The sequence below is a fragment of the Variovorax paradoxus genome, assembly GCF_030815855.1.
Lineage (GTDB): Bacteria > Pseudomonadota > Gammaproteobacteria > Burkholderiales > Burkholderiaceae_C > Variovorax > Variovorax paradoxus_M.
Window position 1 is genome coordinate 2,761,455 of record NZ_JAUSXG010000001.1, and the last position, 12,488, is coordinate 2,773,942.

General features: G+C 65.4%; 16 protein-coding genes. 12 read left to right on the plus strand and 4 right to left on the minus strand.

Annotated elements, in window-relative coordinates; translation table 11 throughout:
- Nucleotides 1-132: 132 nt before the first annotated feature.
- Nucleotides 133-1,392 (minus strand): NADP-dependent isocitrate dehydrogenase, encoded by a 1,260-nt coding sequence (icd, locus tag QFZ42_RS12965; protein ID WP_307701341.1) that lies wholly within the window; start codon nt 1,390-1,392, stop codon nt 133-135.
- Nucleotides 1,393-1,611: 219 nt separating this feature from the next.
- Here icd and QFZ42_RS12970 point away from each other — a divergent pair, with 219 nt between their 5' ends.
- The 3 genes from QFZ42_RS12970 to QFZ42_RS12980 all read left to right on the plus strand — a co-directional run bounded on the left by QFZ42_RS12970 (nt 1,612) and on the right by QFZ42_RS12980 (nt 2,833).
- Nucleotides 1,612-1,935, plus strand: a complete 324-nt coding sequence (locus QFZ42_RS12970) for a cell envelope biogenesis protein TolA (protein ID WP_307701342.1) — start codon at nt 1,612-1,614, stop codon at nt 1,933-1,935.
- 150 nt (nt 1,936-2,085) lie between these two features.
- The gene (locus QFZ42_RS12975; RefSeq protein ID WP_307701343.1) at nt 2,086-2,289 is read left to right on the plus strand and encodes a hypothetical protein; all 204 of its coding nucleotides are present in this window, start codon (nt 2,086-2,088) and stop codon (nt 2,287-2,289) included.
- Between the two features lie 85 nt (nt 2,290-2,374).
- Entirely contained in the window at nt 2,375-2,833 is a 459-nt protein-coding gene (locus tag QFZ42_RS12980) for a DUF192 domain-containing protein (protein ID WP_307701344.1), read from the plus strand.
- A 73-nt stretch (nt 2,834-2,906) separates the two neighbouring features.
- Here QFZ42_RS12980 and QFZ42_RS12985 read toward each other — a convergent pair whose 3' ends face one another.
- Together QFZ42_RS12985 and xseA are read right to left on the minus strand one after the other, a co-directional pair.
- Nucleotides 2,907-3,488: a superoxide dismutase gene (locus QFZ42_RS12985; RefSeq protein WP_307701345.1), complete on the minus strand. Its 582-nt coding sequence runs from the start codon at nt 3,486-3,488 to the stop codon at nt 2,907-2,909.
- A 50-nt stretch (nt 3,489-3,538) separates the two neighbouring features.
- Nucleotides 3,539-4,849 (minus strand): exodeoxyribonuclease VII large subunit, encoded by a 1,311-nt coding sequence (gene xseA, locus QFZ42_RS12990; protein ID WP_307701346.1) that lies wholly within the window; start codon nt 4,847-4,849, stop codon nt 3,539-3,541.
- Between the two features lie 313 nt (nt 4,850-5,162).
- Here xseA and QFZ42_RS12995 point away from each other — a divergent pair, with 313 nt between their 5' ends.
- The 6 genes from QFZ42_RS12995 to adk all read left to right on the plus strand — a co-directional run bounded on the left by QFZ42_RS12995 (nt 5,163) and on the right by adk (nt 9,059).
- Nucleotides 5,163-5,795, plus strand: coding sequence for a MotA/TolQ/ExbB proton channel family protein (locus QFZ42_RS12995; protein ID WP_307701347.1), 633 nt, complete (start codon nt 5,163-5,165; stop codon nt 5,793-5,795).
- A gap of 61 nt (nt 5,796-5,856) precedes the next feature.
- The gene (locus tag QFZ42_RS13000) at nt 5,857-6,282 is read left to right on the plus strand and encodes an ExbD/TolR family protein (protein ID WP_307704230.1); all 426 of its coding nucleotides are present in this window, start codon (nt 5,857-5,859) and stop codon (nt 6,280-6,282) included.
- On the plus strand, nt 6,283-7,305 hold the full coding sequence (gene lpxK, locus QFZ42_RS13005) for a tetraacyldisaccharide 4'-kinase (RefSeq protein ID WP_307701348.1): 1,023 nt from the start codon (nt 6,283-6,285) through the stop codon (nt 7,303-7,305).
- Entirely contained in the window at nt 7,286-7,468 is a 183-nt protein-coding gene (locus QFZ42_RS13010) for a Trm112 family protein (RefSeq protein ID WP_013541700.1), read from the plus strand. The genes lpxK and QFZ42_RS13010 overlap by 20 nt, the downstream gene beginning before the upstream one ends.
- A gap of 22 nt (nt 7,469-7,490) precedes the next feature.
- Nucleotides 7,491-8,264, plus strand: coding sequence for a 3-deoxy-manno-octulosonate cytidylyltransferase (kdsB, locus tag QFZ42_RS13015; protein ID WP_307701349.1), 774 nt, complete (start codon nt 7,491-7,493; stop codon nt 8,262-8,264).
- A 138-nt stretch (nt 8,265-8,402) separates the two neighbouring features.
- The gene (adk, locus tag QFZ42_RS13020) at nt 8,403-9,059 is read left to right on the plus strand and encodes an adenylate kinase (protein WP_307701350.1); all 657 of its coding nucleotides are present in this window, start codon (nt 8,403-8,405) and stop codon (nt 9,057-9,059) included.
- Nucleotides 9,060-9,113: 54 nt separating this feature from the next.
- Here the strand turns inward: adk and QFZ42_RS13025 are convergent, their stop codons facing one another.
- Complete coding sequence (locus tag QFZ42_RS13025) at nt 9,114-10,106, minus strand: asparaginase (protein ID WP_307701351.1); 993 nt, start codon at nt 10,104-10,106, stop codon at nt 9,114-9,116.
- 73 nt (nt 10,107-10,179) lie between these two features.
- Between QFZ42_RS13025 and lexA the strand changes: the two genes are divergently transcribed.
- The 3 genes from lexA (at nt 10,180) to QFZ42_RS13040 (ending at nt 12,473) form a co-directional block, all read left to right on the plus strand.
- Entirely contained in the window at nt 10,180-10,863 is a 684-nt protein-coding gene (lexA, locus tag QFZ42_RS13030) for a transcriptional repressor LexA (RefSeq protein ID WP_307701352.1), read from the plus strand.
- 138 nt (nt 10,864-11,001) lie between these two features.
- A complete protein-coding gene (locus tag QFZ42_RS13035; protein WP_307701353.1) occupies nt 11,002-11,373 on the plus strand; it encodes a hypothetical protein in 372 nt (123 codons plus the stop codon).
- A 92-nt stretch (nt 11,374-11,465) separates the two neighbouring features.
- On the plus strand, nt 11,466-12,473 hold the full coding sequence (locus QFZ42_RS13040; RefSeq protein WP_307701354.1) for a D-2-hydroxyacid dehydrogenase family protein: 1,008 nt from the start codon (nt 11,466-11,468) through the stop codon (nt 12,471-12,473).
- Nucleotides 12,474-12,488: the final 15 nt, after the last annotated feature.

Consider the following 12,488-nt stretch of genomic DNA (forward strand, 5'->3'; position numbering starts at 1 on the left):
TAGAGTATTCGGCGCAAGGTGTTCCATTTCGCCAACCTGCTCTGATCTGGTCGAAGCCGCAAGAAGAAAAGCCCTCGAGACCGGGAAGATCTGGAGGGCCTGGCTTCATGGCGCCTGGGCGCCGGAATGCAATTACATGTGATCGATCATCACCTGGCCGAAGCCCGAGCAGCTCACTTGCGTGGCGCCGTCCATCAGGCGCGCGAAGTCATAGGTGACCTTCTTGCTGGCAATCGACTTTTCCATCGAACTGATGATCAGGTCGGCGGCTTCGGTCCAGCCCATGTGGCGCAGCATCATTTCGGCCGAGAGGATTTCGGAACCGGGGTTCACGTAGTCCTTGCCGGCGTACTTGGGAGCGGTGCCGTGGGTGGCTTCGAACATGGCGACGGTGTCGCTCAGGTTGGCGCCCGGGGCAATGCCGATGCCGCCGACCTGCGCAGCCAGCGCGTCGGACACGTAGTCGCCGTTGAGGTTCAGCGTGGCAATCACGCTGTATTCGGCGGGACGCAGGAGAATCTGCTGCAGGAACGCGTCGGCAATGCTGTCCTTGACGGTGATTTCCTTGCCCGTCTTGGGGTTCTTGAACTTCATCCACGGGCCGCCATCGATCAGCTCGGCGCCGAATTCCTTGGCGGCCAGGTTGTAGGCCCAGTCGCGGAAGCCACCTTCGGTGAACTTCATGATGTTGCCCTTGTGCACGATGGTGACGCTGGGCTTGTCGTTGTCCACTGCGTATTGCAGCGCCTTGCGCACGAGGCGCTCGGTGCCTTCCCTCGACACGGGCTTGACGCCGATGCCGGAAGTGTTGGGGAAGCGGATCTTCTTGACGCCCAGCTCGTCCTGCAGGAACTTGATGAGCTTCTTGGCCTTGTCGCTTTCGGCTTCGAATTCGATGCCGGCGTAGATGTCTTCCGAGTTCTCGCGGAAGATGACCATGTTGGTCTTGTGCGGCTCGCGCACCGGGCTGGGCACGCCTTCGAAGTACTGGATGGGGCGCAGGCACACGTAAAGGTCGAGTTCCTGGCGCAACGCCACGTTCAGCGAGCGGATGCCGCCGCCGACGGGCGTGGTCAGCGGGCCCTTGATGGAAACGACGTAGTCGCGCACGGCGTGCAGCGTTTCTTCGGGCAGCCAGACGTCCGGGCCGTAGACCTTGGTCGACTTTTCGCCGGCATAGACTTCCATCCAGTGGATCTTCTTCTTGCCGCCGTAGGCCTTGGCCACCGCTGCATCCACCACCTTGAGCATCACCGGCGTAATGTCCAGCCCCGTGCCGTCGCCCTCGATGAAGGGAATGATCGGCTGGTCAGGCACATTGAGCGAATTGTCGGCGTTGACCGTGATCTTCTGACCTTCGGCCGGGACTTTGATGTGCTGGTAGCTGGACATGAGGGGAAACGACTCCGGGAGTGACGTAATTCGGACGACTGTCTGCGAATTCAGACAACGACGGGGAATCGCTGTACAGCCCGCGAACAAATCGCTGTACATTTTAGACGCAACCCATCAGCGGGCGTTTGTCAACCTTCGGGCCAATGGGTTCGTTAGTGGCTGACCTTCTGCTCGCCGGGAGGCGTTTCCAACCAATTCTCGATAGAGGAATCATCAATGAGCAAAATTCTCGCAGTCATGATCGCTGGCCTGTTCGCCGCTGGCGCCTACGCCCAGAACCCCACCGGCACCACGCCTGAGCAAGGGAACGCTACCAACAGCAAGTCCCAAGCCCGCGCTGAAGCGAAGAAGGCCGCCAAGCCCGCAGGTCAAGTGGCTGCTCCCGCTGGCGACATCGCCAAGACGCCTGAAGCCGGCGCCATCGGCACCGACAAGGCTGCAGCGTCTGGCGAAAAGCGCGCCGAAACGCGCGACCAGCGTCGTCGCAACAAGGACGGCAGCGTCAAGCGCAAGTCGACCCAAGGCGGCACGCCGAAGTAATTCGGCCAGTCTCGGAAAAAACGCTCTCCGGAGCGTTTTTTTTCGTCCGCAGCAAGAAGACGGCTGTCAACCGGGGCGAGCGGCTGCCGCGTTGAATGTTCACCTCCACAGGGAGGTGGTCCATATCAACAATCTCAAAGGATGTCTCTCATGAACAAGCTTATCGCAGCCCTCGTGGCCGGTCTCTTCGCAGCCGGTGCATTCGCTCAGCAAACCGAACCCGCTCCCAAGGCCGATGCGCCTGTCGCGGCCGCCGCTCACAAGGCGAAGGCGCCAGTCAAGCACGCCGTGAAGAAGCACAAGGCGCGCCATCACGTGGCCAAGGCGCACACGGCTGCAGCCAAGAAGGTGTAAGCTTCCAAGCTCACCGGCAATGCCCGCATCAGCGGGCATTTTTTATGGGCCCCGCGCCCTTGAACCCGCCCTGAAAGAAGCCCCGATGTTTCAGCGTTTCGCCGCCCTGCTCCTGCTCGCCGCCGCCCTGACAGGCCCCGCGCAGGCACAACAGCAACCCCAGACCGATCTCGCACGCACCCAGTTGTCCGTCGGCCTGTACAAGATCGACGCGCAGGTCGCGCAAACGCCCCAACAACGGGAAATCGGCTTGATGTTCCGCAAGGAGATGCCGCAGGCCGAGGGCATGATCTTTGTCTTCGACCAGCCGGCGACCCAGTGCTTCTGGATGAGAAATACGCTGCTGCCGCTCACCGCGGCCTTCGTGGCCAACGACGGCCGCATCGTCAACCTGGTCGACATGCAGCCGATGACCGAGAATTCGCACTGTTCCGAGGAGCCGGTGCGCTTCGTGCTCGAAATGAACCAGGGCTGGTTCGCCAAGAAGAACATCAAGAAAGGCGCCAAGCTGGGCGGCGAGCTCTTTGCCGCCTCGAAGCGCTGAGCACCCGTCGCCCTGCCACGGGCTCACGAAAAAGCCGACCTTCCGGTCGGCTTTTTCAATGGGGGAAACCGGTTCAGCCGAAGTTCTTGGCGGCGAAGTCCCAGTTCACCAGCTTGGCCAGGAAGGTCTCGACGAACTTCGGGCGCAGGTTGCGGTAGTCGATGTAATAGGCGTGCTCCCACACGTCCACCGTCAGCACCGGGGTGTCGCCGGTGGTCAGCGGCGTACCGGCGGCGCCCATGTTCACGATGTCCACCGAGCCGTCGGCCTTTTTCACGAGCCAGGTCCAACCCGAACCGAAGTTGCCCACGGCCGACTTCACGAACGCTTCCTTGAAGGCGTCGTAGCTGCCCCACTTGGCATCGATGGCCTTGGCCAGCGCGCCGGTGGGAGCGCCGCCGCCCTGGGGCTTCATGCAGTTCCAGAAGAAGGTGTGGTTCCAGATCTGGGCGGCGTTGTTGTAGATGCCGCCGCTGGACTTCTTGACGATGTCCTCCAGGGGCATCGACTCGAACTCGGTGCCCTTTTGCAGGTTGTTCAGGTTCACCACGTAGGCGTTGTGGTGCTTGCCGTAGTGGTACTCGAGGGTTTCCTTCGAGTACTCGGGTGCCAGCGCGTCGAGGGCGTACGGCAGGGGTGGGAGCACATGTTCCATGGTTTTTTCTCGTGGGTTGGTTGCGGGGAATACAGGATTCTAGAAAGGAATTACGCACCCGGCGTCGGACGCGGTCCCGTTTCGCCGGGCGTGACTGTCAGGTCGACCGAGCCATCGGCGAGCCGCGCAACCACGGCGTCGCCCGCGTTCAGTTTCTTGGCGCTGACAATCGCGCGACCGTCGGCGCCGGTGAGCCAGGCATAGCCGCGCTGGAGCACCAGGGCCGGGTCGAGCAGCCGAAGGCGCAAGGCCACGCGCTCGAGGCGCTCGCGCCGCTGCGCCAGTGCGCGCTCGAGCTTCAAAGGGAAGTCGGCCGAAATCGAACGCGGCACGTGGGCAAGACGCTCGGTCCTCGATCGCAATGCGTAGTGCAGCCGCTGGGCATGGTGCGCCAACCGAAGCTGCTGGCGGGCCACGAGTGTCGAGGGTCGGCCGAGTCGCGCCGCCGCCTGGTCGAGCCGCTGGCCCAGCAGGTCGAGACGCGCGCCCACCGCGTCGCCGAACCGCTCTTCCAGCAGGTCGAGTGCGCCGAGCCACATCGCCTGCGGCGCGCTGACGAGTTCCGCCGCCGCCGTGGGCGTGGGTGCGCGCAGGTCGGCGCAAAAGTCGGCGATGGTGAAGTCGGTTTCGTGCCCTACCCCGCAGATCAGCGGCACCGGGCTCTGGACGATGGTGCGGGCCAGGGTTTCGTCGTTGAAGGCCCAGAGATCTTCGATGGAGCCGCCGCCCCGCACCAGCAGGATCACGTCGACGGCCGGCTCCAGCGCATAGAGCGACTGCAACGCACGCACGAGTTCCGCCGGCGCGCCGGCACCCTGCACCGGCGACGGCGCCAGAACCACCGGAATGTGCGGCACGCGGCGCCGCAGCGCCGTGACCACGTCATGCAAAGCCGCGGCACCGAGCGAGGTCACCAGGCCCACCGAGCGCGGCATGGTGGGCAGCGCACGCTTGCGCGCGGCATCGAAAAGCCCTTCGGCTTCGAGCCGTGCCTTGCGCTGCAGGAACTGCTCGAAGAAGGCCCCCTGCCCCGCGCGTTGCAGGCTTTCGACCACCAGTTGCAGATCGCCGCGCGGCTCGTAGACCGCCAAGCGCCCACGCACCTCGACCTGGTCGCCGTCGCGCGGCGAAAAATCGAGCAGGCCCGCGGCTCGCCGGAACATCGCACAGCGCAGTTGGCCGGACTCGTCCTTGAGCGCGAAGTAACAATGTCCACTCGAGGCCCGCGAAAAGCCCGAGATTTCGCCGCGCACCGCGACCGGGTTGAAGCGTGCGTCGAGCGCGTCGGCAACCGCCCGGCACAAAGCCCCGACAGCCCAGATCCGCGGACCCGGTGTGGCATTCGGTTCACGCAAGTTCACAAAACCCGCAAGTGGCTGGCGACCACTCTTCCACAGTGAGTGGCCACCCCCCGATGGTGAGGCCTTGGTACGAAACGGGCGCACGGTTTGCCGTGCAAGCCGTTGATTTCATTGGAAAAAGTACTGCTCAAAATTCAATCGATCTAACGGGAAGCCCGCCCCATGCGGGTCCGGGCAGGTTGCGCAGCAGGTTAATCACAAAGTTATCCACAGAATCTGTGCGTCATCGCTTACACGCAAACAAGCCGAGTGGCGATGGTGGGCTCGGTGGATAATCGCCGCGCATTTGCAGTCTACGGGCCGGAGGGTTTTCTTGTTTTCCATCATAGTTGCCGCGGGCTGGCCGATTTGGCCATTGCTCGCTTGTTCGATCATCGCGCTCGCGCTGGTTATAGAACGTTTCACAAGTCTGAAGACCGTGAAGGTCCTGCCGCCCAAACTGCTCGACGAGGCGATGACCGTTTCGCACGGCTCGGTTCCGGGGCCCGACGTGGTGACCAAGCTCGAACGCAATTCGATGCTCGGGCAGGTGCTGGCCGCCGGCCTTCGGGCGCTCAACGCCAACCCGCGCTGCACCGAGGAGGACCTGCGCGCGGCCATGGAGGCCTCGGGCCGTACCGTCGCGCACAGGCTGGAACGCTACCTGCCGGCCTTGGCCACGATTGCGTCGGCGGCGCCGCTGCTCGGCCTGCTCGGGACGGTGATCGGCATGATCGAGATCTTCGGTTCGCAGTCCCCCGGAAGCGGCGCGGTCGGCTCGGGCAATCCGGCGCAACTGGCGCACGGTATCTCGATCGCGCTCTACAACACGGCGTTCGGCCTGATCGTGGCGATTCCGACGCTGATCTTCTGGCGCTATTTCCGTAGCCGGGTCGACGAATATCTGTTGAACCTCGAGTTGTCGGGCGAGCGTTTTGCCCGCCACCTGAACGCGCTGCGGAAATGATGGCCGCCACGCTTGCCACTGCCGCGCCGTTCGGCCGAGGCTCGCCATGAGCCGCGGCCGCATGCATTTCCGCCACGGTGCACGGGACGAGCCGGAGATCAACCTGATCCCGTTCATCGACGTGCTGCTGGTCGTCCTCATCTTCCTGATGCTGTCGACCACCTACAGCAAGTTCACCGAGATGCAGCTGCGCCTGCCGACGGCGGACGTCGATTCGCAGCGCGACTACCCGAAGGAAGTGATCGTGGCGGTGTCCGCCGACGGCCGCTATTCGATCAACAAGACGCCCCTCGCCGACCGCAATGTGGCGACGGTGACCGCCGCGCTGGGTGCCGCAGCCACCGCCGGCAAGGACAGCGTGGTCATCATCAGCGCTGACGCGAGCAGCCCGCACCAGGCCGTGATCACGGTGATGGAAGCGGCGCGCCGCGCGGGCCTGGTGCAGATCACCTTCGCAGCCCAATCGACGGCGCAAGCAGGACGCTGAGTGCCGTCGCACGGCCGCAGCAGCAGTACCGGCGCATCGGCCTCACGGCTGCAGCGCGCCTGGCTGCATCGCGGTGTGCTCGCTTGCCTGCTGTGGCCTCTGTCGCTTTTCTACGCGGCGCTTTTTGCGGCGCGGCGCTGGTTCTACCGGCTGGGGTGGCTGAAGACCGAGCGCGTACAGGTGCCCGTGATCGTGGTCGGCAATGTCATTGCGGGCGGCGCCGGCAAGACGCCGGTCGTGATGGCCGTGGTCCGGCATCTGCAGGCTCGCGGCCTGCATGTCGGAGTGATCTCGCGCGGCTACGGCCGCCGCACCGGCGACTGCCGTGAGGTGCTGGACGCAAGCGATCCGCAAGACGTCGGCGACGAACCGGCGCTGATCCGCCATGCCACCGGCGCGCCCGTTTTCGTGGCGCGGCGCCGCATCGAGGCCGCGCGCGCCCTGCTGGCCCGGCACCCGGCCACGCAGGTCATCGTGAGCGACGACGGACTGCAGCACCTGGCGCTTGCGCGCGATATCGAGATTTGCGTGTTCGACGACCGAGGCGTCGGCAATGGATGGCGGCTGCCCGCAGGTCCCTTGCGCGAGCGCTGGCCGCGTGCGTGCGACCTGGTGCTCCACAGCGGCACGAACCCCGCGTTCGGCGGCTACACCGCCGAACGCACCTTGGCGCATGAGGCCGTGGCGAAAGACGGAAAACGCATGCCGCTGGAGGCTCTGGTCGGCCAGCCGGTGACCGCGCTGGCGGCCATTGCACGGCCCGAAGCCTTCTTCGACATGCTGCGGGCGCGCGGCCTGACGCTGGCCGAGACGATGGCGTTGCCCGACCACTTCGATTTCGATGGCTGGCAAGCCCCTTCCGACGCCGGGCGCCCGCTGCTCTGCACCGAAAAAGATGCGGTCAAGCTGTGGCGAAAAGCGCCCGCCGCGCTTGCTGTGCCGCTGCATTTCACGCCGGCGCCGGAATTCTTCGCCGCGCTCGACGCAAAGCTATCATCGCTCGATGGATACCAAGCTGCTTGAACTGCTCGTCTGCCCCGTGACCAAGGGCCCGTTGACCTGGAACGCCGAAAAGCAGGAGCTCTGCTCGCGCAGCGCCCGCCTCGCCTATCCGGTGCGCGACGGAATTCCGGTGCTGCTCGAGAACGAGGCCCGCACGCTGTCCGACGAAGAGTTGGGGCTGTGAGCGCAGCGCCGAGGGTGCCCCAATGAGCTTCACCGTTCTGGTGCCGGCTCGCCTGGCTTCGACACGGCTACCCAACAAGCCGCTGGCGGACATCGCCGGCCTGCCGATGGTGGTGCGCGTGGCGCAGCGCGCGGCCCGATCGATCGCGCTGCGAGTGGTGGTTGCCGCAGACGACCTGTCCATTGTCTCGGCGTGCAAGGAACACGGCGTACAAGCCATCCTCACGCGCCAGGACCACCCCAGCGGCACCGACCGTCTCGCCGAAGCCTGCGAGCAACTCGGCCTCGACGGCGACGATATCGTCGTGAACGTGCAGGGCGACGAACCGCTGATCGATCCCGCGCTGATCGATGCCGTGGCATCCGCGCTGGCGCTTCATCCGGAGGCTGCCATGAGCACGGCAGCCCACGAAATCGATTCGCTGGACGACTTTCTGAACCCGAACGTGGTGAAGGCGGTGCTCGATGCCCGGGGCAACGCGCTCTATTTCAGCCGCGCGCCCATTCCGTGGTGGCGCGACGGCGCAGTCAACCGCGCGCTGCCCTCGGCGCTGCCCACGCCGGCACCGTTGCGCCACATCGGCATCTACGGATACCGCGCGGGCTTCGTGCGCAAGTTTCCCTCGTTGCCGCCCGCTCCCGTCGAGGCGACCGAGGCGCTCGAACAGCTGCGCGCGCTCTGGCACGGCCATCGCATCGCGGTGCACGTCACCGATGCGGCGCCCGGGCCGGGCATCGACACCCCTGAAGACCTGGCCCGCGTCCGCGCATTGTTCACAGCCCAGCCGCCCCTCTGAGGCGTGCGCCCGCGCAGTGGCGGAAACGGAATTTCTTCACGCTGACGCATGCTATCCTCGATGCAATTCCGCCTTGCACAACGGCTCCTGGGCCATGGCAGGGTGCGACACAAGATCTAAGAACCGTCCGAGGACACCATGAGACTAATTTTGCTGGGCGCGCCCGGGGCGGGCAAAGGCACGCAAGCGGCCTTCATCTGCCAGAAGTACGGCATTCCTCAAATTTCGACCGGCGACATGCTGCGCGCGGCCGTCAAGGCCGGCACGCCGCTGGGCCAGCAAGCCAAGGCGGTGATGGAATCGGGCGGCCTGGTGAGCGACGACCTGATCATCAACCTCGTGAAGGAACGCATCGCACAACCCGATTGCGCCGACGGCTTTCTGTTCGACGGTTTCCCGCGCACCATTCCGCAGGCCGATGCGATGAAGGCAGCGGGCGTCAAGCTCGACTACGTGCTCGAAATCGACGTGCCGTTCAGCGACATCATCGAACGCATGAGCGGCCGGCGCTCGCATCCGGCGTCGGGCCGCATCTATCACGTGAAGTTCAATCCACCGAAGGTCGAAGGCAAGGACGACATCACAGGCGAAGAACTGATCCAGCGCAAGGACGACGAGGAAGAAACCGTGCGCAAGCGGCTCGAGGTGTACAGCCAGCAGACGCGTCCGCTGGTCGACTACTACTCGGCCTGGGCCAAGTCGGACCCGGCTTCGGCACCGAAGTACCGCGCCATCAAGGGCGTGGGCACGGTCGAAGAGATCACCCAGCGCGCGCTGACGGCCCTGAGCAGCTGAACTTCAGCGGCGGGCCTGTCGCCCGCTCGCCTTGCCGCCCGCGATCACCGTTCCTCAGGCGGCCGCCGTCTCGAGCAACTCCAGCATCAGCGCGATGCGTGCCTTGACCGGCGTCAAGGCACCGGCATCGCGAAGCCGGTCGTCGGGCCTCGGCAGAATGCGCCCGCTCGCGCAACGTGTCGCACGCAGCACGGTCACACCCGCGTCATGGGCGCGGAGCGCAGCAGCCTCCAACGCGTGGTGCACCGTGCCGTTGCCCGTCGCAGCCAGAACCAGCCCTCGGACCGGCTCGGCCACGCCGGCAGCCCGCTCCTGCAGCAGCAGGTCGATGATGGCGCCGCTCGCGCCGGCATGGCTGGTGACGATCTCGACCCGGGGCCAGCGCGTTGCCGTGCCCGGCTTCGCTTCGAGAATTTTCGAGCGCTTCCCCGCTGGCGATTGCGGCCAGTCGCGCAGGCGCCGCACCGCCCCCTCTTCCACGTAGCCCACCGGGCCGGCGTCGCCCGATGCAAACGCATCCGGGCGGTAGGTGTGCACCTTCTGAACATCCAGCGCACTGTGGATCGCGCCCGCGCAGACCACCGTCACGCCCTTCGCCGATGGTGCGGCTGCGACCGCTATGGCATCGCGCACATTCTGCGGGCCGTCGGGCGAAAGCGAACTGGCCGGGCGCATGGCGCAAGTCAGCACCACGGGCTTGCCGGGAGCGAGCACCGTTTGAAGGAAGAAGGCGGTTTCTTCGATGGTGTCGGTGCCGTGCGTGATCACCACGCCCGCCACATCGGCTTCGGCCAGCCGGCCGGCGCACCGCTGCGCGAGCTGCAGCCAGGTGTCGAACGACATGTCCTTGCTGTCGAGCTGTGCCACCTGCTCCGCCACGAGCTCCAGGCCCTCGGGCGCGTCGATGCCGCCGAGCAGGTCTGCCACGCCCACTTGCCCGGCGGTGTAGCCGATGTTGTCACCGCCGCTTGCTGCGCGTCCGGCAATGGTGCCGCCCGTGCCCAGGACCACCACCCGCCGCAGGCTGGGCGAAAGTGAATTAACCATGGCTTGCCAACTTTTAAAAACTGGTTAAAAATACAGGTACTGGATATTCAGCCAGTGCCGCAAGGAACCACATATGCAGTTCGCCGTGAAGCTTACCGCCCGCCAGCAGCAAATCCTGGACTTGATCCAGAGCGCCATCGCCCGTACCGGTGCTCCGCCCACGCGGGCAGAAATTGCCAGTGAACTGGGCTTCAAGTCGGCCAACGCCGCCGAGGAGCATCTGCAGGCGCTGGCCCGCAAGGGCGTGATCGAACTCGTCAGCGGCACCTCGCGCGGCATCCGGCTCAAGGGCGATGCGCTGCGCTCGCTCAACGAGTCGCGCCATCGCGAAGGCGTCCAGTTTTCGCTTTCGCTGCCCGGCATGGCGCAGCTTGCGCTGCCTCTCATCGGCCGCGTGGCGGCGGGTTCGCCCATCCTGGCGCAAGAGCACGTCGACCAGACCTATTACGTCGAGAACACGCTGTTCCAGCGCCAGCCCGACTACCTGCTGAAGGTGCGCGGCATGTCCATGCGCGACGCCGGCATCATGGACGGCGACCTGCTCGCGGTCCAGGCCACCAAGGAAGCGCGCAACGGCCAGATCGTGGTGGCCCGCCTCGGCGACGAAGTCACGGTCAAGCGCCTCAAGCGCAACAAGCAGGTCATCGAGCTGCATGCCGAAAACCCGGACTACCCGACCATCATCGTCCAGCCCGGCGAGCCTTTCGAAATCGAAGGCCTGGCGGTCGGTCTCATTCGCAACACCATGCTGATGTAGACCTCGCGGCCTGCCGAAAGCAGCACCCCATCCGGCCGCAGCAGGTGGCGGGCGTATGGCGCGAAGTCGCCATCACCCTGTTGCGTCCAGTCAAAGAAATCCTGCCTGTGTTCAACCTCAGACTTTTTTGGAGTTCACATGGGAATCGCCCTCCTCGCCATCGTTGATTTGTGGATGCCGCTGCAATCGCTTGCAAGCCGGTTGCTGCCGGCGCGCCGCCCGCGCCACCGAGACAGCAGCAACGCCTCCGCGGGGTTGCGCTACGTCGCAGTGCGGCCGGCCTGCACGGCCCGCGCCCACGGCACGGCCGCACCCAAGGCGGCGGCCGTGCCTGCGCGACCGCTGCGCGTCATTCGCGTGGTCGACGGGCCCCAGGGTGGAAAACGCAGCACCAACCGGATGGTGATTTCGGGCCGCATGGCCGATGTGTGCGCCGAGCTCGACCGGCTGGCGGCACTCGAGGCCATGGAAGCCGTCAGCGCCGCACCGCGCTCTACGCACCTGCATTGAGCACGTGCAAACCCCGGTGACCATGGCCCGGGGCGGGTATCCAAACGTTCACACGCGCGGCATGCCAATGCTGCGAGGCACAATGGCACGCCATGAACATTGTGATCCTCGACGATTACCAGGACGCCGTGCGCAAGCTGCGCTGCGCCGCCAAGCTGGACGCGTATGCGGCCAAGGTCTACACCAATACGGTCAAGGGCATTGGTCAACTCTCGATTCGCCTGAAGGACGCCGATGTGATCGTGCTGATCCGCGAGCGCACCCACATCTCGCGCCAGCTGATCGAAAAGCTGCCCAAGCTCAAGCTCATCTCGCAAACCGGACGGGTGGGCGGCCATATCGATGTCACGGCCTGCACCGAGCGCGGCGTGGCGGTGGCCGAGGGCACCGGCTCTCCTCAGGCGCCCGCCGAACTCACGTGGGCGCTGATCATGGCGGCCATGCGGCGGCTGCCGCAGTACATCAGCAACCTCAAGCACGGGGCCTGGCAGCAGTCGGGGCTCAAGTCGGCCTCGATGCCAGCCAATTTCGGGCTGGGCTCGGTGCTGAAGGGCAAAACGCTCTGCATCTGGGGCTATGGCCGCATCGGCCAGCTGGTGGCGCGCTACGGGCAGGCCTTCGGCATGCAGGTCGTGATCTGGGGCCGAGAGGCGAGCTGCGCCAAGGCGCGGTCCGACGGTTTCCAGGTGGCGCAGAACCGGCACGAGTTCTTCGCCGCGGCCGACGTGCTGTCGGTGCACCTGCGGCTCAACGAAGAAACCGTGGGCCTGGTCACGCTCGAAGACCTTTCGCGCATGAAGCCGACGGCGCTCTTCGTCAATACGTCTCGTGCCGAACTGGTCGAGCCCGATGCCCTGCTCGCCGCGCTCAACCGCGGCCGGCCGGGGCTGGCAGCCGTCGACGTGTTCGAGAGCGAGCCGCCGCTGCAGGGCCACGCGCTGCTGCGCCTCGAAAACTGCATCTGCACGCCGCACATCGGCTATGTCGAGCAAGACAGCTACGAAAGCTATTTCGGCCAGGCTTTCGACAATGTCGTGAGCTTCATCAAGGGCAACCCCACCAACATCGTGAACCCCGGCGCACTGCAGGTTCGCCGGTGATTTCATGAGCCGCTG

Bases quoted from the DNA above. Each gene is read 5' to 3' on its own strand.
- QFZ42_RS13010 (WP_013541700.1), top strand. From the start codon at position 7,286: ATGGATACCAAGCTGCTTGAACTGCTCGTCTGCCCCGTGACCAAGGGC.
- lexA (WP_307701352.1), top strand. From the start codon at position 10,180: ATGCAGTTCGCCGTGAAGCTTACCGCCCGCCAGCAGCAAATCCTGGAC.
- QFZ42_RS13040 (WP_307701354.1), top strand. From the start codon at position 11,466: ATGAACATTGTGATCCTCGACGATTACCAGGACGCCGTGCGCAAGCTG.
- QFZ42_RS12970 (WP_307701342.1), top strand. From the start codon at position 1,612: ATGAGCAAAATTCTCGCAGTCATGATCGCTGGCCTGTTCGCCGCTGGC.
- QFZ42_RS13035 (WP_307701353.1), top strand. From the start codon at position 11,002: ATGGGAATCGCCCTCCTCGCCATCGTTGATTTGTGGATGCCGCTGCAA.
- adk (WP_307701350.1), top strand. From the start codon at position 8,403: ATGAGACTAATTTTGCTGGGCGCGCCCGGGGCGGGCAAAGGCACGCAA.
- QFZ42_RS12985 (WP_307701345.1), bottom strand. From the start codon at position 3,488: ATGGAACATGTGCTCCCACCCCTGCCGTACGCCCTCGACGCGCTGGCA.
- kdsB (WP_307701349.1), top strand. From the start codon at position 7,491: ATGAGCTTCACCGTTCTGGTGCCGGCTCGCCTGGCTTCGACACGGCTA.
- QFZ42_RS12980 (WP_307701344.1), top strand. From the start codon at position 2,375: ATGTTTCAGCGTTTCGCCGCCCTGCTCCTGCTCGCCGCCGCCCTGACA.
- icd (WP_307701341.1), bottom strand. From the start codon at position 1,392: ATGTCCAGCTACCAGCACATCAAAGTCCCGGCCGAAGGTCAGAAGATC.
- QFZ42_RS13025 (WP_307701351.1), bottom strand. From the start codon at position 10,106: ATGGTTAATTCACTTTCGCCCAGCCTGCGGCGGGTGGTGGTCCTGGGC.
- QFZ42_RS13000 (WP_307704230.1), top strand. From the start codon at position 5,857: ATGCATTTCCGCCACGGTGCACGGGACGAGCCGGAGATCAACCTGATC.
- QFZ42_RS12975 (WP_307701343.1), top strand. From the start codon at position 2,086: ATGAACAAGCTTATCGCAGCCCTCGTGGCCGGTCTCTTCGCAGCCGGT.